This is a genomic window from Sphingopyxis sp. Q841 (assembly GCF_052384365.1).
Classification (GTDB): Bacteria; Pseudomonadota; Alphaproteobacteria; order Sphingomonadales; family Sphingomonadaceae; genus Sphingopyxis; species Sphingopyxis terrae_A.
In genome coordinates, this window is sequence record NZ_JBQSUM010000001.1 from 115,800 (window position 1) to 136,296 (window position 20,497).

Annotated in this window: 16 protein-coding genes; 4 read left to right on the top strand and 12 right to left on the bottom strand. The window is 65.1% G+C overall.

The genetic code is table 11. The features are described from left to right. Window positions 1-18: 18 nt before the first annotated feature. The 6 genes from ACT17R_RS00600 to ACT17R_RS00625 are packed head-to-tail and all read right to left on the bottom strand — an operon-like array spanning window position 19 to window position 7,236. Complete coding sequence (locus ACT17R_RS00600) at window positions 19-405, bottom strand: hypothetical protein (RefSeq protein ID WP_444808790.1); 387 nt, start codon at window positions 403-405, stop codon at window positions 19-21. After that, a complete protein-coding gene (gene ilvD, locus ACT17R_RS00605) occupies window positions 402-2,261 on the bottom strand; it encodes a dihydroxy-acid dehydratase (protein ID WP_444808791.1) in 1,860 nt (619 codons plus the stop codon). Before ilvD ends, ACT17R_RS00600 begins: the two co-directional genes overlap by 4 nt. A 60-nt stretch (window positions 2,262-2,321) precedes the next feature. Further along, window positions 2,322-3,053 (bottom strand): N-formylglutamate amidohydrolase, encoded by a 732-nt coding sequence (locus ACT17R_RS00610; protein WP_444809382.1) that lies wholly within the window; start codon window positions 3,051-3,053, stop codon window positions 2,322-2,324. Then, window positions 3,050-3,898, bottom strand: a complete 849-nt coding sequence (locus ACT17R_RS00615; protein ID WP_444808792.1) for a 4-(cytidine 5'-diphospho)-2-C-methyl-D-erythritol kinase — start codon at window positions 3,896-3,898, stop codon at window positions 3,050-3,052. Before ACT17R_RS00615 ends, ACT17R_RS00610 begins: the two co-directional genes overlap by 4 nt. Before the next feature lie 7 nt (window positions 3,899-3,905). Beyond that, window positions 3,906-5,537, bottom strand: a complete 1,632-nt coding sequence (locus tag ACT17R_RS00620; RefSeq protein WP_444808793.1) for a tetratricopeptide repeat protein — start codon at window positions 5,535-5,537, stop codon at window positions 3,906-3,908. Between the two features lie 43 nt (window positions 5,538-5,580). After that, window positions 5,581-7,236, bottom strand: a complete 1,656-nt coding sequence (locus ACT17R_RS00625; protein ID WP_062903235.1) for an electron transfer flavoprotein-ubiquinone oxidoreductase — start codon at window positions 7,234-7,236, stop codon at window positions 5,581-5,583. A gap of 118 nt (window positions 7,237-7,354) precedes the next feature. Here ACT17R_RS00625 and ACT17R_RS00630 point away from each other — a divergent pair, with 118 nt between their 5' ends. The 4 genes from ACT17R_RS00630 (at window position 7,355) to ACT17R_RS00645 (ending at window position 11,598) form a co-directional block, all read left to right on the top strand. Continuing rightward, window positions 7,355-8,140, top strand: a complete 786-nt coding sequence (locus ACT17R_RS00630) for a uracil-DNA glycosylase family protein (RefSeq protein WP_444808794.1) — start codon at window positions 7,355-7,357, stop codon at window positions 8,138-8,140. Between the two features lie 3 nt (window positions 8,141-8,143). Beyond that, window positions 8,144-9,916 carry a lytic transglycosylase domain-containing protein gene (locus tag ACT17R_RS00635; protein ID WP_444808795.1) on the top strand — a complete coding sequence of 591 codons (1,773 nt, stop codon included), beginning with the start codon at window positions 8,144-8,146 and terminating at the stop codon, window positions 9,914-9,916. Next, window positions 9,906-10,430, top strand: a complete 525-nt coding sequence (gene moaB / locus ACT17R_RS00640; protein WP_062902621.1) for a molybdenum cofactor biosynthesis protein B — start codon at window positions 9,906-9,908, stop codon at window positions 10,428-10,430. The genes ACT17R_RS00635 and moaB overlap by 11 nt, the downstream gene beginning before the upstream one ends. A 79-nt stretch (window positions 10,431-10,509) precedes the next feature. Next, window positions 10,510-11,598, top strand: a complete 1,089-nt coding sequence (locus ACT17R_RS00645; RefSeq protein WP_444808796.1) for a PA0069 family radical SAM protein — start codon at window positions 10,510-10,512, stop codon at window positions 11,596-11,598. Between the two features lie 125 nt (window positions 11,599-11,723). Here the strand turns inward: ACT17R_RS00645 and ACT17R_RS00650 are convergent, their stop codons facing one another. The 6 genes from ACT17R_RS00650 to ACT17R_RS00675 all read right to left on the bottom strand — a co-directional run bounded on the left by ACT17R_RS00650 (window position 11,724) and on the right by ACT17R_RS00675 (window position 20,375). Then, entirely contained in the window at window positions 11,724-13,328 is a 1,605-nt protein-coding gene (locus ACT17R_RS00650; RefSeq protein WP_409372271.1) for a long-chain fatty acid--CoA ligase, read from the bottom strand. Window positions 13,329-13,396: 68 nt separating this feature from the next. Next, window positions 13,397-16,885: a DNA polymerase III subunit alpha gene (gene dnaE / locus ACT17R_RS00655; protein WP_444808797.1), complete on the bottom strand. Its 3,489-nt coding sequence runs from the start codon at window positions 16,883-16,885 to the stop codon at window positions 13,397-13,399. Window positions 16,886-17,066: 181 nt separating this feature from the next. Next, window positions 17,067-17,543: a glutathione peroxidase gene (locus ACT17R_RS00660; protein WP_444808798.1), complete on the bottom strand. Its 477-nt coding sequence runs from the start codon at window positions 17,541-17,543 to the stop codon at window positions 17,067-17,069. 47 nt (window positions 17,544-17,590) lie between these two features. After that, window positions 17,591-18,268 carry an ABC transporter ATP-binding protein gene (locus ACT17R_RS00665; protein WP_444808799.1) on the bottom strand — a complete coding sequence of 226 codons (678 nt, stop codon included), beginning with the start codon at window positions 18,266-18,268 and terminating at the stop codon, window positions 17,591-17,593. Continuing rightward, window positions 18,261-19,511: a lipoprotein-releasing ABC transporter permease subunit gene (locus tag ACT17R_RS00670; RefSeq protein WP_062902626.1), complete on the bottom strand. Its 1,251-nt coding sequence runs from the start codon at window positions 19,509-19,511 to the stop codon at window positions 18,261-18,263. Before ACT17R_RS00670 ends, ACT17R_RS00665 begins: the two co-directional genes overlap by 8 nt. 528 nt (window positions 19,512-20,039) lie before the next feature. Continuing rightward, on the bottom strand, window positions 20,040-20,375 hold the full coding sequence (locus ACT17R_RS00675; RefSeq protein ID WP_234178760.1) for a hypothetical protein: 336 nt from the start codon (window positions 20,373-20,375) through the stop codon (window positions 20,040-20,042). Between the last annotated feature and the right edge of the window lie 122 nt (window positions 20,376-20,497).

Genomic DNA, 20,497 nt, shown 5'->3' on the forward strand with positions numbered 1-20,497 from the left:
CGAGCGGGAAAAGTCGCGCTACTTCGCTCCGCCGGTGTTGGCAGGCAGCCGGTAGCGGTCGGGGCCAACCGCAACCTCGATCATCCCGTCGCCGATCACCGTCACCTTCGCCGGATCGACGCCATCGGCCGAAACGACCCCGCGGCCATCGGTTGTCACCTGCAGGCGGCGGTAGCCGCTGTCGCTGCGGCCGACGATCAGGATGGTGCCGTCGGCGCTGCTCATTTCGGCGATGGTGCAGGTGCGGTCGAACAGCTTGGCGCCGCCAAGCGCGCAGTCGATCCGTCCGCTGATCGCGGCGTCCTTCGACCCCTGCGCTTCGGCCTCTGCCAGCGCGCCATTGTCGGGACCGGCATTGCAGCCCGCCAGAACGAGCAGCAGCCCTGCCCCCGCGATAGATTTCATCCCTTGCCCTTCAACTGCGACAGGTCGCGCACGGCGCCGCGCGCCGCACTCGTCGTCATCGCAGCATAGGCCTGAAGTGCTACCGAAACCTTGCGCGGGCGCGCCTTTTCGGGTTGCCAGGCAGCCTCACCTTTGGCGTCCATCGCGGCGCGGCGCGCCGCCAGTTCGGCCTCGGACACCGCCAGCGTGATTGTCCGGCTCGGGATGTCGATCTCGATCCTGTCGCCATTTTCGACCAGTCCGATCGTGCCGCCTTCGGCCGCCTCGGGCGACACGTGGCCGATCGACAGCCCCGACGTGCCGCCGGAAAAACGCCCGTCGGTGATCAGCGCGCAGGCAGCGCCCAGCCCCTTCGATTTGAGGTAGCTCGTGGGATAGAGCATTTCCTGCATCCCCGGCCCGCCCTTGGGCCCTTCGTAGCGGATGACGACGACGTCGCCCGCCTCGACCTGTCCGGTCAAAATGCCCGCTACCGCCGCATCCTGGCTTTCATAGACCTTCGCCGGGCCGGCGAATTTCAGAATCTTCTCGTCGACCCCGGCGGTCTTCACGATGCAGCCGTCGAGCGCAAGATTGCCCGATAGCACGGCGAGGCCGCCATCCTTGCTGAACGCGTGGGTGGCTGAGCGGATCACGCCATTTTCGCGGTCGAGGTCGAGCGAATCCCAGCGCCGATCCTGACTGAACGCCGTCTGCGTCGGCACGCCGCCGGGCGCCGCGAGATAGAAGGTCTGCACCGCCGGATCGTTGGTGCGCGCAATGTCCCATTTATTGAGCGCGTCGCCCAGCGTCGCGCTGTGCACCGTCGGCAGATGCGCGTGGAGCAACCCCGCGCGTTCAAGTTCGCCAAGGATCGCCATGATCCCGCCCGCGCGGTGAACATCCTCCATATGGACGTCGCTCTTCGCAGGCGCGACTTTCGACAGGCACGGCACGCGGCGCGACAGCCGGTCGATGTCGTCCATCGTGAAATCGACCTCTGCCTCATGCGCGGCGGCAAGCAGGTGGAGCACGGTGTTCGTCGATCCGCCCATCGCGATGTCGAGGCTCATCGCATTTTCGAACGCCTCGAAACTCGCGATGCTGCGCGGCAATACCCGCTCGTCCCCTTCTTCATAATAGCGGCGGCACATGTCGACGATCATCGCGCCGGCGCGCAGGAACAGCGCCTTGCGATCGGCATGCGTCGCGAGCTGCGATCCATTGCCGGGCAGCGACAGGCCCAGCGCTTCGGTCAGGCAGTTCATCGAATTGGCGGTAAACATGCCCGAACAGCTGCCGCAGGTCGGACAGGCGGACCGTTCGACCGCCGCAACCTCTTCGTCGCTATAGGCTTCGTCGGCTGCGACGACCATCGCATCGACCAAGTCGAGCGCGACCTCCTTGCCCTTCAGCACCACCTTACCGGCCTCCATTGGCCCGCCCGACACGAACACCACGGGAATATTGATCCGCAGCGCCGCAATCAGCATCCCGGGCGTAATCTTGTCGCAGTTGGAGATGCAGATCATCGCGTCGGCGCAGTGCGCGTTGACCATATATTCGACGCTGTCGGCGATCAGGTCGCGGCTCGGCAGCGAATAGAGCATGCCATCATGCCCCATCGCGATGCCGTCATCGACTGCGATGGTGTTGAATTCCTTGGCGACACCGCCCGCCGCTTCGATCTCGCGCGCGACCATCTGCCCCAGATCCTTGAGGTGGACGTGGCCGGGCACGAACTGGGTGAAGCTGTTGACCACCGCGATGATCGGCTTGCCGAAGTCGCTGTCCTTCATTCCCGTTGCGCGCCACAGGCCGCGCGCGCCCGCCATGTTGCGGCCGTGGGTGGTGGTTCGCGAACGATAAGAAGGCATTTTAGCGTCTTTCTGATAATTTTATTTCATAAAATAGCGACAGAAGGCGCCTCTACACGCCTAACGCGGTAGAATCAAACCCAGTTTCCGGCCCATATTGGACAGCCGCTGCGCCCAGAGCGCATGCCCCGCCGGATCGCCGACCAGGTCCTGCCGCATCTCGATCCCGACATAGGGGATGTCATTCGCCTCGGCGTGGCGGTTCATCGTCGCGTTGAGCAGCTTGCCCGAATAGGGAAGCTGGTCGCCGACGATCAGCCCCTCGTCGCCGAACGCTGCGATCGCTGCGGGCGCCAACCGCGCGTCCTCGTTATAGAGAACGCCGACATGCCACGGCCGCGCCTGCGCCGGATCGCTGGCGAGCGTGGGGGTGAAGCTGTGCAGCGAAAGGATCATCGCGGGCCGGTGCGCGGCGATCACCGCCGCGATATGATCGTGATAGGGGCGGAAAAAGCGCGCAATCCGTGCCTCGCGTCCGGCATGATCGAGCGCGTTGCCGGGGATCGCATGGCCGTCGCTGGCGATCGGCACCGCGCCCGGCGCATCCTCGTCGCGATTGCAGTCGACGACCAGCCGCGACACGCCGCCCAAAATCGCCGCGTCGACCGCGCCGTTCCGGACGAGCAACGCCGCGACTTCCGCAACGCCGATGTCGATCGCGATATGCTGCGACAGCAGCGCGGGGTCGATGCCGAGGTCGATGTCCGCCGGCACGGCCGCCGACGCATGATCGCCGATCAAAAGCACCCCGCCGACGCGCGGCGTACCTAGTTGTTGCCACGCCTCGCTCATCGCAGCGCCCCCGTCATCTGCCACCAGCCGGGATGGCGCACGGCGATTGCCGCCGCTGCGGCATCGCGTTCGGCGGGCGCGTCGAACAGCGCGAAACAGGTTGCCCCCGATCCCGACATGCGCGCGAGCCACGGGCCCAGCCCGCCAAGCTCGGTCAATATGTCGGCGATCGCCGGGCATTGCGCGATCGCCGGGCGCTGCAAATCATTGCGCGCCGCAAACAATTGCGCGCGCAGGTCTGCGCCGGTGAACAGCGGGCCGCGATCGGTGCCGTCCCAGGCCGCGAACACCGGCCCGGTCGCGACGAGTGCGCGCGGATTGATCAGCAGCACCGGAGTCCCGCCCAGCGCCAGTTCGGGCACCGGGCTCAATTCGGCGCCGGTCCCGACGCCGAGGCAGGTCGCACTGGCGACGCAGGCGGCGATATCGGCGCCGAGCGTAGCGACGAGCCGCGCCAGCGCGGTTTCGCCGACATCGGGCAGAAAATGCGCCCGCACCAGCCGCGCCATCGCCGCCGCATCGGCCGATCCGCCACCGATCCCCGCCGCGACCGGCAATGTCTTGGTCAGGCGGATGGCAAGCGGCGGCACGCGAGCCGCACCATAGCGATCGCGCAGCAAGGCGAGCACGCGCAGCACCAGATTGTCGGCGCCGGCGCTCAGCCCGTCGCCGAACGGTCCGTCGATAGTCAGTTCATCGGCGTCCGACACCGCCGCCGCAATTGCATCGCCGCCGTCGACGAACGCGAACAATGTCTCGATCTCGTGATAGCCGTCGGCGCGCCGCGCCCGGACGTGCAGCGCGAGGTTGATCTTTGCCCAGCCGGTTTCGTGGAACAGGGTCATGGCGCGATCAGGGCGCGGTCGTTTGCGGCGTCAGCCCGCCTTCGAGCTTCGCAGCAACGCGCGCCGCCATATCCTCTTCGGCGAGCAGCGCCGCGGCGCGCCACGTATAGCGCGCGCGGAAGCGTTGCCCCGCCTTCCAATAGGCGTCGCCCAGATGCTCGACGATCACGGCATTTTCGGGCTCGCCCTGCTGCGCCTGTTCGAGCAGTTCGACGGCCTTGTCGGTGCGTCCGGTCAGGAAATAAGCCCAGCCGAGCGAATCTGTGATGCTCGCATTCTGCGGCTCGGCCTTCCATGCCGCCTCGATCTGGCCGAGCGCGCGATCGACATCGATCCGCCGTTCAAGCGCGGAATAGCCGACGAAATTCAGGATTGTCGGGTCGTTCGGGCGCAGCGCGAGCGCGCGTTGCATCAGCGGCGCCGCACCGTCCCAATCCTTCGCCTGCAGCCGCAGTTCGGCGCGCGCCACAAGCAGCGTTGCGCGTAGCGGTGCGCTGTCGTCGCCATCGCCGAGCGCGGCTTCGAGCCGCGTGTAGGCGCGCTCGGCCGCCGCGGCATCGTCGCTCTGCCGTGCCAGATCGGCGAAACGGACGAGCAGGCTGCGCGGCGCATCGCCCTTGACGGCTTCCTCGGCGATCTTCACCGCCGCGGCACGATCGCCCTCCTCTGCCGTCAGCTCGGCGAGGCGCATCCGCAGAACGGGCGGCAACGGTCCGCGCAGTTCGCCAAGAAAGGCCGCGCCGTCGGCGGCGCGGTCGCTGCGCGCCAAGGCGTCGGCAAGCGCGCTGCGCGCGGTCCAGTCCTGATCGTTGAGCCAGGTCGCGGCGCGCGCGAAGGTCAGCGGCAGGCGCGCATTGCTCTTGGGCAACCGCGCAAGCGTATCGGCGACGAGCGCCAGCCAGTGGGCGGCGCCGGCCCGCGGGTTGGTGACCGCCTGTTCGGGCAGCAAGAGCAAAGGATCCTCGCGCTCACCCGCCGCCAAGGCGATACGCGACCGCAGCGTCTGGGCCGCATCCTTCTCCCGGGCGGCATCGAGGCTGGCGACAAGGCGCAGAGCGACGAGCTGGCTCAGCCGGTCGGTCGGGGTTGTTTCCAGGGCAGCGGCCACGGCGGCATCACTTTGTCCGGCCGCAAGCTGAACCAGCGCCGCTTCGAGCGCATAGGCGGGTTCGGGGCGCCCGCGCGTCGCGGCGGCCACCAGCGCGCGTTCGGGCTGGCGCGCGCGCTGCCCGGCATCGACCCATGCGCCCAGCGCCGGATCGATCAGGCGCGATATCGCATCGCCGCCCGACTTGTCGTCCTGCGCCGTCCCCAGAAGGGCGCGCGCGCCCTTCCAGTCGCTGCGCCGCATCGCGTCGACGACGAGCACGAGCCGCGCGTCGAACCGCTGCTCGCCGCTCGCCCACAGCGCCGCCGCTGCACTGCGCGCTGCGATGAGGTCGCCGGCGTCGATGGCGCGCTCGAGCATTTCGGCGCGCAAGCCCGGCAGATCGGGCGCCTGGCTTGCGAGCGATTGCAGCGCCGCCAGCGCCTCGGCGGGATTGCCTGCTTCTTCGGCAAGCCGCGCCCGGACAAGCGCGTCGAGCGCTGCCTGATCGGGATCGACCGCCGCCATCGCAGCGGGCGCCGCAGCCACCATCAGGGTGACCGCCAGCGGCGCAAGAATCGATCGGCGAGCGAACTTACATATTGGGATAATTGGGGCCTCCGCCGCCTTCGGGGGTGACCCAGTTGATATTCTGGGTCGGATCCTTGATGTCGCACGTCTTGCAATGCACGCAATTCTGCGCGTTGATGACGAAGCGCGGTTCGCCCTCATCCTGACCGACAACCTCATAGACGCCGGCCGGGCAATAACGCTGCGCGGGCTCGTCATACATCGGCAGATTATATTCGATCGGGATCGTCGGATCCTTGAGCTGCAGGTGGATCGGCTGATCTTCCTCATGGTTGGTGTTGGAGAGGAACACCGAGGACAACCGGTCAAAAGTCAGCACCCCGTCGGGCTTCGGATATTCGGGCTTGGGCATCATATCGGCGCGATAGAGCGTCGTGTTGTCGGGGTGATGCTTCATCGTGAACGGCATGCGGATGCCGAAGCTTTCGAGCCACATGGTCATCCCCGACAGGACCGTCCCCGCCAGATCGCCGAATTTTTCGACCAGCGGCAGCACGTTGCGGACGACACTCAGCTCCTTCTTCACCCAGCTGTCGTCATAGGCGTCCTGATAGGCGGTCAGCGTATCGCCCGAACGACCGGCATTGACCGCAGCGAAAGCCGCTTCGGCCGCCATCATCCCCGACTTCATCGAGGTGTGCGTGCCCTTGATGCGCGGCACGTTGAGGAAGCCGGCGCTGTCGCCGATCAGCGCGCCGCCCGGAAAGGCGAGCTTCGGCACCGACTGGTAGCCGCCGTCGCTGATCGCGCGCGCGCCGTAAGAGATGCGCTTGCCGCCCTTCAAAATCTTCGCGATCTCGGGGTGCGTCTTCCACTTCTGCATCTCCTGGAAAGGGGAGATGTGCGGGTTGCGGTAGTTGAGCCAGGTCACGAAGCCCAGCGCCACCTGCCCGTTCGCCTGATGATAGAGGAAACCGCCGCCATTGGCGTTGGCATCGAGCGGCCAGCCCTGCGTGTGGATGACGCGGCCGGGGGCGTGATTTGCGGGATCGATGTCCCACAATTCCTTGATGCCGATGCCATAGACCTGCGGCTCGCAATCGGCGTCGAGTGCGAACTGCGGCTTCAGCATCTTGGTCAGGTGGCCGCGCACGCCTTCGGCAAAGAAGCTATATTTCGCATGGAGCTCAAGCCCCGGCGCATAGTCGGGCTTGTGGCTGCCGTCGCGCGCGATGCCCATGTCGCCGGTGGCGACGCCCTTCACCGACCCATCGTCGTTGTACAGGATTTCCGCGGCGGCAAAGCCGGGGAAGATTTCGACGCCCAGCCCTTCGGCCTGTTCGGCCAGCCAGCGGCAGAGATTGCCGAGGCTGCCCGTATAGGTGCCCTTGTTGTGCATGAAGCCGGGCGTAATCAGATGCGGGACGGAGATTTTCTTCTTCTTCGTCAGCACCCAATGCTGATTATCGTTCACCGGCACCTCGGCGAGCGGACAGCCCTGCTCGCGCCAGTCGGGAAGCAGCTCGTCGAGCGATTTGGGATCGATCACCGCTCCCGACAGGATATGCGCGCCGACTTCGGACCCTTTTTCGAGCACGCAGACCGACAGCTCACTGCCCGCTTCGTTCGCGAGTTGCTTCAGGCGGATCGCCGCCGAAAGGCCCGCCGGCCCTGCCCCGACGATCACCACGTCATAAGGCATCGATTCCCGTTCGCTCACCTCAAAGCCCTTTCTGCCGTCCCCGCCGCGATCATTCATCGTAAGCGGCGCTCATTCTGTCACGATTTGCGATGCCTTCCAATTGACGCGCGCGTCAACCTCCTGTTTCAACATTTTCATGGGTGGGCGGAATTCAGCCTTGCTGGCGGAAAGCTATTGCGACTGGTGGTCGCTGGCCGGCGTCGATGCGCTGGTCGGCGAAGTGCCGGCCGGCTGGCTCGACGTGCCTGCCGCCAATGACGCTGCGGCACCGCGGCGAAGCCCCGTCCTTGCCGAACCCGAGGTCGCCCCGCTGCCCGCCGCGCTCCAGCGCGTCGAAGCGCCCCAAAATGACGAACCCAAGGGGCCGGTCGCCTTGCCGGGCGAATGGGACGAATTCCAGCTTTGGCTCGCCGAGCACCCCGACGTGCCCGGCAGCCAGTGGGACGCGCGCCGCGTGCTGCCGCAGGGAATGCAGGATTCGGCGCTGATGGTCCTCACCGCGTGGCCCGAGGTCGATGATCAGCGTGACGGGACGCTCTTTACCGGACCGGCTGGTCCGTTACTCGACGCGATACTGCGCGCGATCGGGCTGACGCGCGACGACTGTTATATCGCCAGCCTCGCAGTGACGCGCCCGGCGGGCGGCCGCTGCGACGAAAGCGACGCTGCAGAGCTCGACCGACTGCTGCGGCACCATGTCGCGCTGGCGCGGCCGCAGCGGTTGCTGCTCGTCGGCAGCGACATGCTGCGCATTGCGACGGGACGCCCGCTCTCCGAGGTGCGCGGAAAGTTACTCGATCTTAACCATGATGGCGGCAAAGTGGAGGCGGTGGCAATCGCGCATCCCGCGATGCTCCTCGCCCGGCCAGCGCACAAGGCGGCGGCCTGGGATAGTCTCAAACTGCTCAACCGGGGACGTTGACAGATGACAAAAGCGAAATGGGCGCTCGGCGCCTCGATCCTGATTTTCCTTGCGGCCGGAACCGTCCCGGCGATGGCCGCCGACGCGCCCGATCGCGATTTTTCGGCTCCGTCGCAAACGGTGCCCGAAATCCTGTCGGCGAAGCAGAAGCAATTCTACACGCAAGTGCTGACCGCCATTCGCGGACAGCGCTGGGCCGATGCGAAATCGATGCTCGACGGCGCCGACAAGGGCCCGCTCAACGATTTCCTGCGCGCCGAATTGCTGCTCGCGGCAAACAGCCCGCGCGCCGAAGTGTCGGACCTTATGCCGGTTCTCGCACGATCGCCCGAACTGCCGCAGGCCGACCGTCTGGCAAGCCTTGCCGCGAAGCGCGGCGCCACCGACGTGCCGGTCCTGCCCAACCAGAATCGCCTGAGCTGGTCGGGCAGCGCCCCGCGCCGGCTCGGCGCCGACAGCGTGGGCGGCGATCCGGTCGCCGCCGGGCTGGCCCGCACCATCCCGGACCGTATCAAGAACGACGATCCCGCTGGCGCCGAGGCGCTCTATGCAGCGGTCGCCGACCAGCTGACGCCCGAGGCGCGCGACGAATGGCGGCAGAAGATTGCTTGGTCCTATTATATCGAGAATGACGACGCCAATGCGCTTCGCCTCGCGGCGGAATGCAGCGCGAGCCAGGGCGCCTGGCCGGTGCAGGGCGCGTGGGTGCAAGGCCTCGCTTCGTGGCGCCTGCGCGACTATCGCACCGCACTGGGCGCCTTCGACCGCGTTGCCAAGGAAGCCCCCGACAGCGAGCAGCGCGCCGCCGCTTATTATTGGGCCTCACGCGCGGCGATCGCAACGGGCGAGCCGCAGCTTGTCGAGCCGCGCCTGCGCGCCGCGGCGAGCAATGAGGAAACCTTCTACGGCCTTCTCGCCGCCGAAACGCTGGGTCTGGAAACCAATATCCAGCGCGAGAATGTCCGCGCCGACCGCAGCGCCTTCCGCGCGCTCGAGGAACTGCCCAATGTCCGCGCCGCGGTTGCGATGGCCGAGATTGGCGAGGACGGCTACGCCGACGCGCTGCTGCGCCAGCAGGCGCGCATCGGCGACCCGCGCCAGCACGAACAGCTCATTGCCCTGGCCCAGGCGCTCAGCCTGCCCGAAACCCAGCTCTATCTGGCCCACAACACGCCGCGGGGCCGCAAGCTCGCCGCCGCGACGCGTTATCCGCAGCCGCGCTGGGAGCCCAATGGCGGGTGGAAGGTCGATCCGGCGCTGGTCTTTGCCCACACGCTGCAGGAATCGCGTTTCCAGCGCACGGTGGTCAGCCCGGCGGGCGCCTATGGCTTGATGCAGGTGCGCCCCGGCACCGCCAAGGATCTGGCGCGGTGGCGGGGCGAAAGCGTCAATCCTGCCGATCTGCGCATCCCCGCGGTGAATATGGATTTCGGCCAGAGCTATCTGCAGTATCTGAGCAAGGATTCGTCGACCGGCGGCCTGCTGCCCAAGGTGATCGCCGCCTATAATGCGGGCCCCGCGCCGGTTGCGCGCTGGTCGACCGAAGTGCGCGACAATGGCGATCCGCTGCTCTTCATGGAATCGATCCCCTATTGGGAAACGCGCGCCTATGTCGGCATCGTGCTACGCAATTACTGGATGTACGAAGCCGAACAGGGCAAGCCGTCGATCAGCCGCGCCGCCCTCGCGCAGGGCAAATGGCCGCGCTTTCCCGACAGCAAGGACCGGGTACGGCTGACCTACGCCGGTCCCGCCGGTCTCGCCAATGCCGATTGATCCGGCGCGCCCGTTCAAGCCCGTTCGCATCGCCATACTGACGATTTCGGACAGCCGCAGCAGCGACGACGACACATCGGGCGACAAGCTCGCTGAACTTCTTACCGGCGCGGGGCACGAGCTTGCGGCGCGCGCGATCATTCGCGACGAAACCGATCTTATCGTATCGCGGTTGCACAACTGGATTGACGACCCTGCGGTCGATGTCGTCATTGCGACCGGCGGCACGGGCCTGACCGGCCGCGACGTGACGCCCGAGGCGCTGCACCGCCTCGATGGCAAGGATATTCCGGGCTTCGGCGAACTGTTCCGCTGGATCAGCTTTCAGAAGATCGGCACCTCGACGATCCAGTCGCGCGCCTGCGCCGTCGTCGCACGCGGGACCTATATCTTCGCGCTGCCCGGGTCGACCGGCGCCGTCACCGATGCCTGGGAGGGCATTTTGGAAAGCCAGCTCGACAGCCGGCACCGCCCCTGCAACTTCGTCGACCTGATCCCGCGCCTCACCGAATAGCCCAAATGTCGCCACCGGCTTCCCGCGGGCGACGATATTTGTTCTTTATATGTTCTCGATGTTCCACTAGATTGCGACAGTGGAACCGACCCGTCCCCTTCCCCCGATTTCAGGCCGCGGCGCCCCGACCAACCTCCGCCCGACGCGGACCGGATCGCTCGACCGCGCGGCCGATGGCGACTGGCTCGACACGGCCGAAGACATCGACGGCACCGCGCCGGCGCTGCGCACCACCGTCACCGTCGAACATCCCAGGACGATCATCGCGCGCAACAACTCGCCAGACATCGGTTTCGACCGTTCGATCAATCCGTATCGCGGCTGCGAACATGGCTGCATCTATTGCTTCGCGCGCCCCACCCACGCCTTCCACGACCTGTCACCGGGGCTCGATTTCGAAAGCCGGCTCTTTGCCAAGCCCGATGCCGCCGCCTTGCTGCGAGGGGAACTGGCCAAGCGCGGCTATGTGCCCGCCCCGCTTGCCATCGGCACCAACACCGACGGCTATCAGCCGATCGAACGCGAATGGGGCGTGACCCGCGCGGTGGTCGAGGTGCTGGCCGAAACGCGGCATCCGCTGATCGTCACGACCAAGTCCGATCGCATCCTTCGCGATATCGATCTGCTCGCCGACATGGCGCGCGACAATCTGGTCGGGGTAGCGATTTCGGTCACGACGCTCGATCCCGCAGTCGCCCGTACATTGGAGCCGCGCGCGCCGCATCCCAAGCGGCGGCTCGCGGCGATCCGCAAGCTGATCGACGCGGGCGTCCCGACGCAGGTCAATATCTCGCCGATCATTCCCGCTATTACCGATCACGAGATAGAGGCGATCATGGCTGCGGCGGCAGAGGCCGGCGCGATCCGCGCCTCCTATATCCTTCTCCGCCTCCCCCACGAAGTCGCGCCGCTGTTCCGCGCCTGGCTCGACGCCCATTATCCCGACCGCGCCGCCAAGGTGATCCACATGGTGCAGGACATTCGCGGCGGCCGCGACAATGACCCCGACTATTTTTCCCGCATGAAGGGGCGAGGCGTTTGGGCGCAGCTCATCCGCACCCGTGTCAAGCGCGCGGCGCGCGAACATGGCCTCGACAAAAGCTTTCCGCCGCTCCGCAGCGACCTGTTCAGGCCGCCGGAACGCGACGGACAGATGGAATTGTTCTAACCGGCTGCAAAAGCCAATCGTCATTGCGAGCGAAGCGAGGCAATCCCCAGTTATTCGCTTGCCCTGTCGCGGTTGGCTGGAGATTGCTTCGTCGCTGCGCGCCTCGCAATGACACCCATAGGGGGTTACGCCTCCGCCAACGACTTCAGCTTGTAATCCTTGTAATCGTCGCGGATCTGGCGCTTCAGGATCTTGCCCGTCGCGGTGTGCGGCAGTTCTTCGACGAAGACGATCTCGTCGGGCAGCCACCATTTCGCGACCTTGTCCTTCAGATAATCGAGGATGCTCGCTTCGGTCGCCTCGGCGCCGGGTTTCCTGACGATCAGCAGGATCGGTCGTTCGTCCCATTTGGGGTGGAATACGCCGACCGCGGCGGCTTCCTGAACGCCGGGGGCGCCCACCGCGGCATTTTCGAGTTCGATCGACGAAATCCACTCGCCGCCCGATTTGATGACATCCTTCGCCCGGTCGGTGATTTGCATGACCCCGTCGGGATGGATCACCGAGACGTCGCCGGTATCGAACCACCCGTCGCTGTCGGCGGCATCGGCGTCAGCCTTGAAATAGCGCTGGATGATCCAGGGGCCCCGGCATTGCAGCCGCCCGCTCGTCACCCCGTCGCGCGGCAGGACATTATCCTCCTCGTCGACGATGCGCAGTTCGACGCCAAAGGGCGGGCAGCCCTGGCGGCAGACGATATCGACGCGCTCGTCGAAGCTCATTTCGTCCCAATTCCACGGCCGCTTGCCCATCGTTCCGATCGGCGAGGTTTCGGTCATGCCCCATGCGTGGCCGACGTCGATCCCCGCCTTCATGAAGCGTTCGATCATCGCACGCGGCGCCGCCGAGCCGCCGATGATGACGCGGTAAAGCTTGCCATAGTCGATCCCGGTCGCATCCATATGCGCGAACATCGCGAGCCACACCGTCGGCACGCCGGCGCTGTGCGTCACCCCTTCGGCGTGCATCAGTTCGCAGAGCACCTGCGCATCATTGGTCGCCGAAAAGACGAGCTTCGCCCCCACCGTCGCGGCGGCGAAGGGAATGCCCCAGCTGTTGGCGTGGAACATCGGCACGATCGGCAGGATGACGCTGCGGTTCGACATGTCGAAGACATCGGGTTGAATCTCGGTGATCGCATGGATGACGTTCGAGCGATGTTCGTAGAGCACGCCTTTCGGATTGCCCGTCGTTCCGCTGGTATAGCAGAGGCCCACCGGATCGCGCTCGTCGAGATCGACCCATTCGAAGCTGCCGTCTTCGGCGTCGATCAGATCCTTGTAGGAAAGATAGCCGTCGCGCGCCGGCGCATCGAACAGCACGAAATGCTCGACGGTGGGAAGCTGATCGCGCAGCCGTTCGACGATCGGCAGAAATGCCGCGTCGAAGAAGAGAATGCGGTCCTCGGCATGATTGACGATATAGACAAGCTGTTCGTCGAACAGCCGCGGGTTCACCGTGTGCAGCACCCCGCCCATGCCGGCGGTCCCGTACCAGCTCACCAGATGATGGCCATGGTTCATCGCGAGCGTCGCGATACGGTCGCCCTTCGTCATCCCCAGCCGCGTCATGGCGGCAGCGAAGCGGCGGGCGTCCTTGCCGACCTCGCCCCAGCTCGACCGCGTCATGCTGCCGTCGGCCCAGCGCGAGACGATTTCACGTGCGCCATGTTCGCGCGCCGCATGATCGATCAGGCTTGTAACGAGCAGCGGCTGGCCCTGCATTCCCATATGCATCTCTCCCGTGTCTTTCGTCAGGGATAGGGCCGGAAATGCGCGGCGCGCAAGAGGGGGCGAGCCTAGCGGACGCGAAAATCGCGCGGCGGGACCAGCGAAAGCGCCACATCGGTTACGCCTGCAACCATTTGGAGCCGCGAGACGGTGTCTGGGCCGAGCGCGAAGCCGCGTCCCAGCTCGATCCGGATGTCCTCGCCCGTCAGCGGATCGGTCGTCGATACGATCACCCGCCCGCGCGCATCCTCGCGCCGTTCGAGATAGCGGAGCATCTCGCCCGGCGCCTCGGCGAGTTCGACGCGGCAATCGAGTTGCAGCGCGGCACTCGCCGCAATGTCGGCGAGCGACTGCGCCCCGCGCACCGTCACGCGCGGCGTTTCCTCGCCCTCGAGCAGATCGAGTTCGACGTTGAGCAGCGCGCAGCCGCCGTCGACCGCCAAGGCCTCCAATATCTTGCCCGTCTGCTCGTCGAAGCAGCTCGACTGAAATTGTCCGCTGCGGTCCGACAGCGTCAGGTTGAGGAAGCGATTGCCGCGCTGCGACACGCGCGGGCGCGCGCTTTCGACCATCGCCGCCATCACCATCGGGATGCGGGTTCCGGGCGTCATTTCGACCGTTTCGCAGATATTGCCGTAGGTCCGCGCACCGCGCGCCGCGATCACCGCCTCATATTGTTCGACCGGGTGAGCCGAGAAATAAAAGCCGAACGCGTCCTTTTCCTTCGCCATCCGCTCGGCAAGCGTCCAGGGTTCGGCAGCGGACAGCTGGAGCACCGGCGCGATCGCGACATCACCGCCGAACAACCCGCCCTGCCCCGTCGAGCGTTCGTGCGCCGAACTATTGGCGCAGGCCAGCAACGCCTCGGCTCCAGCAAAGGCGCGCGGTCGGTCGGGTTCGACGCAGTCGAACGCGCCGCCCCCCGCCAGCGCCTCGATCTGGCGGCGGTTGAGCAGCTTGGGGTCGATGCGCGCGGCAAAATCGTCGAGACTCGCAAAATCGCCCTTGGCTTGACGCTCGGCGACGAGAGCCTCCATCGCCTTTTCGCCGACACCTTTGAGCGCGCCGAGCGCGTAGCGGACCGCGAGCCCGTCTTCGCTGCGCCCGACCGAAAAATCGGCCTCGCTGTCGTTGATCGACGGCGGCGCGATCGCGATGTCGAGGCGGCGCATATCGTCGATGAAGATCGACAATTTGTCGGTCTGATGGCTGTCGAACGACATCGACGCGGCGAAGAATTCGTGCGGATAATGCGCCTTCAGCCACGCCGTCTGATAGGAGAGCAGCGCATAGGCCGCCGCATGGCTCTTGTTGAAGCCATAGCCCGCGAATTTGTCGATCAAGTCGAACAGCTCGTTCGCGGCCTTGGCGTCGATGCCATTATGCTCGCCGCAACCTTTGACGAAGGTGTCGCGCTGCGCGTCCATCTCCGCTTGCACCTTCTTGCCCATCGCGCGGCGCAACAGGTCCGCGCCGCCGAGGCTGTAGCCGGCCAGGATCTGCGCCGCCTGCATCACCTGTTCCTGATAGACGAAGATGCCGTAGGTTTCGGCGAGGATGCCTTCGAGCAGCGGGTGCGGATAGGCGATCGGCTCGCGCCCGTTCTTGCGCGCGCCGAATAGCGGAATATTGTCCATCGGCCCTGGCCGATACAGCGCGACGAGCGCGATAATGTCCCCGAAATTGGTCGGCTTCACCGCCGACAGCGTGCGCCGCATCCCTTCGGATTCCAGCTGGAACACCCCGACGGTGTCGCCGCGCTGGAGCAACTCATAGACCGCGGGATCGTCCCAGCCGAGCGTATCGAGATCGACATCGATCCCGCGCAGCGCGAGCAGGCGCCGCGCTTCCTTGAGCACCGACAGCGTCTTGAGGCCAAGAAAGTCGAACTTCACCAGCCCCGCCGTCTCGACATATTTCATGTCGAACTGCGTGACCGGCATATCCGAGCGCGGATCGCGATAGAGCGGGACAAGCTGGTCGAGCGGCCGGTCCCCGATCACGACCCCCGCCGCGTGGGTCGAACTGTGCCGCGGCAGGCCTTCGAGCTGGCGCGCCATGTCGAACAGGCGGCGGACGCCGTCATCCTGCTTATATTCGGTCATCAGCTCGCTGACGCCGTTCAATGCGCGTTCGAGCGTCCAGGGATCGGTCGGATGGTTCGGTACCAGCTTCGCGAGCCGGTCGACCTGCCCATAGCTCATCTGGAGCACGCGGCCGGTGTCCTTAAGAACCGCGCGCGCCTTCAGCTTACCGAAGGTAATGATCTGCGCGACGGTGTCGCGGCCGTATTTCTCCTGCACATAGCGGATCACCTCGCCGCGGCGGGTTTCGCAGAAGTCGATGTCGAAGTCGGGCATCGACACGCGCTCGGGATTGAGGAAGCGTTCGAACAGCAGCCCGAGCTTAAGCGGGTCGAGGTCGGTGATGGTCAGCGACCAGGCGACGAGGCTGCCCGCACCCGATCCACGCCCCGGCCCCACCGGAATATCGTGCGCCTTCGCCCATTTGATGAAGTCGGCAACGATCAGGAAGTAGCCCGGAAAGCCCATCTGCGTGATGACGTCGACCTCGAAGTCGAGCCGCGCGACATAGGCCTGCTTTTCTTCCTCGGTAAGGTCCGGATAGAGCGCAAGCCGTTCGGCCAGCCCTGCGTGGGCATCGACCTTGAGCTGCGCCGCCTCGCCCTCGCGGTCGCCGGCAAGGCTCGGCAGGATCGGTTTGCGCTTGGGCGCCATGAAGGCGCAGCGCTGCGCGATCACCAGCGTGTTGCGGATCGCCTCGGGCAGGTCGGAGAAACTGTCCTCCATCGCCTCGGCCGATTTCAGCCAGGCTTCGGGGTTGGACGAGCGGCGATCCTCGCTTTCGACATAGGCCGACTGCGCAATGCACAGCATCGCATCATGCGCGGGATGAAATTGCGGATCGACGAAATTGGCGGGATTGGTCGCAACCAGCGGCAACGCGCGCGCATAGGCCAGCTCGATCAGCGCCTCCTCGGCGGCCTTTTCAGTCGCATCGCCCCGCCGCGACAGTTCGATATACAACCGCCCGGCGAAAAGCGCTTCCAGCTGCTCGACATACTCGTCGGCGGCCGTCTTCTGCTCGCCGGCCAGCAAGCGCGCCAGAGCGCCCTCGCCGCCCCCGGTCAGGCAGATGAGCCCGTCGGTCTTGCCGGCAAGGTCCGAAAGCAGGACATGCGGCTCCTGCTCGACCGGTCGGCCGAGGTGCGCCGCCGACACCAGCGCGCAAAGATTATTGTAGCCCGCATCGTCCTGCGCATAGAGCGCAATCCAGTCGATCAGCGGTGCGCCGCTCGCCAGCCGCTGCCCCGGCCGCGCCACGCTCAGCAGCGCACCGACTATCGGCTGGACACCCGCCGCCTTGCACGCGTCGCCAAAGGCCATGACACCGTACAGCCCGTTGCGATCCGCGACCGCTATCGCCGGAAAGCCCCGCTCGCGCGCCGCTTTCGCGATCGCCTTGGGCTCGATCGCCCCCTCCAGCATGGTGAAACTGGAAAAGACGCGCAGGGGAACAAAGGGGCTGTAGGCCATCGGATGACGCTAGGCACATGTGACGATTCGGGGAAGCGTCCGTGTGCAAAATATGCACATTGGCCGCGCACCCGAACCGTTCGTTCTGAGCTTGTCGAAGCACCGTCCTATTCTTTACCGCCGCAAAGTGAAGTACGACCCTTCGACAAGCTCAGGTCGAACGGCTTTGGCTTGGGGGTTCCTAACCCAGCAATTCCTCAATCTCCTTGCGCAGCTGCTCGGGCTTGGTTGTCGGCGCATGGCGCGAGACGACATTGCCGTCGCGGTCGACGAGGAATTTGGTGAAATTCCACTTGATCCCGCTGCCGAGCAGGCCGGTCTTTTCCTTCTTCAGATGCTTGAAGATCGGATCGGCGTCGTCGCCGTTGACGTCGATCTTCGCCATCAGCGGGAAGCTGACATCGTAAGTCAGCGAGCAGAAATTCTTGATTTCCTCGGCATCGCCCGGCTCCTGCGCGCCGAACTGGTTGCAGGGGAAGGCCAGAACCTCGAACCCGCGATCCTTGTAATCGCGGTAGAGCTCCTCCAGCCCTTCATATTGCGGGGTAAAGCCGCATTTGGAGGCGGTGTTGACGATCAGCAGCACCTTCCCCTTGTAGTCGGCCAGCGCTTGCGATCCGCCGCCCGGCAGTTTCGCTGAGAAATCGTAGAGCCCCATATTCGCCTCCCCTTCGGCTGGGCGTCGGCAATCGCTTCCAGCTTTGCCTACGCCTCGATCTGTCCTTCGTGCAAGCGCCACACGCGATCCATCCGCGCCGCCAGCCGTTCGTTATGCGTCGCAACCAGTGCGGCAGAACCATGATCGCGGACGAGTTTGACGAACTGGTCGAACACGCGGTCCGCCGTCGCTTCGTCGAGATTGCCCGTGGGTTCGTCGGCGAGCACGAGCAGCGGCCGGTTCGCCAGCGCGCGCGCCACCGCAACGCGCTGTTGCTCGCCGCCCGACAGCTTGCTCGGCTTGTGGTGCAGACGCTCGGCGAGTCCGAGCCGGCCGAGCAGGTCGGCAGCGCGCTCTTCGGCTTCGGCCTGGCGCGCGCCGCGAATGAGCTGCGGCAGCACGACATTCTCGGCCGCGCTGAAATCGGGGAGCAGATGGTGGAATTGATAGACGAAGCCGATCTTCTCGCGCCGCGTCGTTGTCCGCGCGCCCTGATCGAAGCGCGTCACATCTTCGCCATCGATGCGGATCGTGCCCTCGAAACCGCCTTCAAGCAGGCCGACCGCCTGCAGCATCGTCGACTTGCCCGATCCCGACGGGCCGAGCAGCGCGACGATTTCGCCGCGCTTCAGCGCCGCATCGATACCGCGCAGCACATGGATGGTAACGTCGCCCTGCGTAAAGCTGCGCTTCAGGTCGACAAGCTCGAGGACGACATCATTCATAGCGCAGCACCTGCACGGGATCGGTATTCGCGGCCTTGAGCGCCGGATAGAGCGTTGCGAGGAAACTGAAGACGATCGCCATCACCGCAATGCCGACGATTTCGAACGGATCGGGCTTCGACGGCAATTCGGTCAGAAAGCGGATCGACGGATCCCACAGCGGCTGCCCGGTGATGAATTCCGCTCCGCGCAGCACGCCGGCGCGGAAGTAAAGCAGGCTGAAGCCGATGATCATGCCGACAATGGTTCCCGCAACGCCGATCGACAGGCCGATCGCCATGAAGATGCGCATCACCGCATCGCGCGGCGCGCCCATGGTGCGCAGGATTGCCATGTCGCGCGTCTTGGCGCGGACGAGCATGATGAGCGAAGAGATGATGTTGAAAGCGGCAACGAGCACGATCAGCGACAGGATCACGAACATCGCGACGCGCTCGACCGACAGCGCCTCAAACAGACTGCTATTCATCGACCGCCAGTCCGAAATCACCGCCTGCGCCGCGACCTTTTCGGCCAGCGGCTGCAGTATCTCGCCCACCTTGTCGGGATCGGTCGTCTTGATCTCGATCATTCCCACCTGATCGCCGGTGAGCAGCAGCAGCTGCGCATTCTCCATCGGCATCACGACATAGGCCTTGTCGAAATCATAGACGCCGATCTCGAAGATCGCCGACACGCGATAGGCAATCTCGCGCGGCACCGTTCCGAACGGCGTCGACCGGCCTGCGGGATTGATGATCGTGATCATCGACCCGACCGTCGCGCCCAGATTACGCGCCAGTTCGCTGCCGATCGCGACATTGTCGGTGCCAGGCTTCAGCGAATCAAGGTTGCCCTGCAAAACCTTGCCGTTGAGCACGCCGTTGCCGCGAATGTCGGCGACGGTCATCCCGCGCACCAGCACCCCCTCGACGCGCCCGTTGAAGGTGGTGAGCAAGGGTTGCTCGATCAGCGGGGTTGCCGACACGACGCCCGGCGTCGCCTTCACCTCCTTGAGCAGATCGCGCCAGTCGTCGAGACGGCCGCCGAAGCCCTGCACCACCGCATGGCCGTTCAGCCCGACGATCTTGTCGAACAGGTCGGAGCGGACACCGTTCATCACGCTCATCACGATAACCAGCGCCGCGACCCCCAGCATCACCGCGGTAAAACTGAACGCCGCCGCGACGAAGATGAAGCCTTCGCCACGTTGCGGAAGCAGATAGCGTTTGAAGATGGCGCGTTCGTAAGGACGCAGGATCATCGGGCGGACGCCCCTTCAGGCGCGGTGCGCGTTGCGGTCATGCCGCCGCTTTAGGGGGCGTCCGGGCCGCTGGCAATGGTCACCGTGGGGCACAATTCGCTGCGAATGATTCGCAGAATATGTTGCCAAACGGCCACAGGGCGGTGCAAAAGCGCCGCAGCCTGTCGACGAATGGGTGACAAAGCCCGGCGCGGCGCATAGCCCAATGGCTTCTGGTTCAACGCGGCGCAAGGCCCGGTTCCAGGGAGTGCAGGCCGGTCGCCTGGCCTGTGCACAAGGGGGATGGCGACGTTCGTCACAGGCGCCCGGGTCTCGCATGAGGCCCGGGCGTTGTGATTCCGGGCCATCGTGCTGCCGGACCTCCGCGCCGCCCTCATTTGCGCCCGCACAGCTTCTCCACATCGTCCATCGCCAGCTTCACCCCAGCCAACCCACAAGAGGTGCCAGCTTTTCCGCCGAAGCTGGAGTAGAAATTCCCGATATGGGGATAGGAAGCGGACGAGAGACCGTCCCATTCGGCATTGGCGGCTAAGCCTTGATGCCATCCAGTATCGACTGTGCTTCGGCCCGGATTTGCTCCATTTCAGCTGCTGCGAGCATGGCCTCGGCATCACCGGAAGTTACATCGACGAGGTCGCAAAATCTTTCCGCAAGAGCCATGATCCGCGCATCCCAATGACCGAATACCGGTCTTCCGGACTTGAAATTCAGCGCCAAGTTGCTGCTGAACCGAATGGAATGGCATAGCTCTTCAGGAACGCATACTACGCTCTGGTCTCGCCCCATCCAGTAGTATTCTTGAAAGCCTTTGTCGCTTAGCTCTCTAAGAGCCTCTAAAACTATTCCCTTGTTTGGTTTAAACATGTCGGGGAATGCCTGCTACGATGATCGGTAACGACATCTTGGCAAATTGAGCCAAAGTCCGCAATGTCGGTCTTTTGCAGTCATCAATCATAGTCGTCCAAGCTATCAACAATGATCAATTA

What these genes read in the sequence shown, in the direction of transcription:
- ACT17R_RS00665 (WP_444808799.1), bottom strand. Translation starts at nt 18,268, where the DNA reads ATGAATGATGTCGTCCTCGAGCTTGTCGACCTGAAGCGCAGCTTTACG.
- ACT17R_RS00600 (WP_444808790.1), bottom strand. Translation starts at nt 405, where the DNA reads ATGAAATCTATCGCGGGGGCAGGGCTGCTGCTCGTTCTGGCGGGCTGC.
- ACT17R_RS00630 (WP_444808794.1), top strand. Translation starts at nt 7,355, where the DNA reads ATGGGTGGGCGGAATTCAGCCTTGCTGGCGGAAAGCTATTGCGACTGG.
- moaB (WP_062902621.1), top strand. Translation starts at nt 9,906, where the DNA reads ATGCCGATTGATCCGGCGCGCCCGTTCAAGCCCGTTCGCATCGCCATA.
- ACT17R_RS00650 (WP_409372271.1), bottom strand. Translation starts at nt 13,328, where the DNA reads ATGGGAATGCAGGGCCAGCCGCTGCTCGTTACAAGCCTGATCGATCAT.
- ACT17R_RS00670 (WP_062902626.1), bottom strand. Translation starts at nt 19,511, where the DNA reads ATGATCCTGCGTCCTTACGAACGCGCCATCTTCAAACGCTATCTGCTT.
- ACT17R_RS00615 (WP_444808792.1), bottom strand. Translation starts at nt 3,898, where the DNA reads ATGACCCTGTTCCACGAAACCGGCTGGGCAAAGATCAACCTCGCGCTG.
- ACT17R_RS00675 (WP_234178760.1), bottom strand. Translation starts at nt 20,375, where the DNA reads ATGTTTAAACCAAACAAGGGAATAGTTTTAGAGGCTCTTAGAGAGCTA.
- dnaE (WP_444808797.1), bottom strand. Translation starts at nt 16,885, where the DNA reads ATGGCCTACAGCCCCTTTGTTCCCCTGCGCGTCTTTTCCAGTTTCACC.
- ACT17R_RS00635 (WP_444808795.1), top strand. Translation starts at nt 8,144, where the DNA reads ATGACAAAAGCGAAATGGGCGCTCGGCGCCTCGATCCTGATTTTCCTT.
- ACT17R_RS00620 (WP_444808793.1), bottom strand. Translation starts at nt 5,537, where the DNA reads ATGGTGGCTGCGGCGCCCGCTGCGATGGCGGCGGTCGATCCCGATCAG.
- ACT17R_RS00610 (WP_444809382.1), bottom strand. Translation starts at nt 3,053, where the DNA reads ATGAGCGAGGCGTGGCAACAACTAGGTACGCCGCGCGTCGGCGGGGTG.
- ilvD (WP_444808791.1), bottom strand. Translation starts at nt 2,261, where the DNA reads ATGCCTTCTTATCGTTCGCGAACCACCACCCACGGCCGCAACATGGCG.
- ACT17R_RS00660 (WP_444808798.1), bottom strand. Translation starts at nt 17,543, where the DNA reads ATGGGGCTCTACGATTTCTCAGCGAAACTGCCGGGCGGCGGATCGCAA.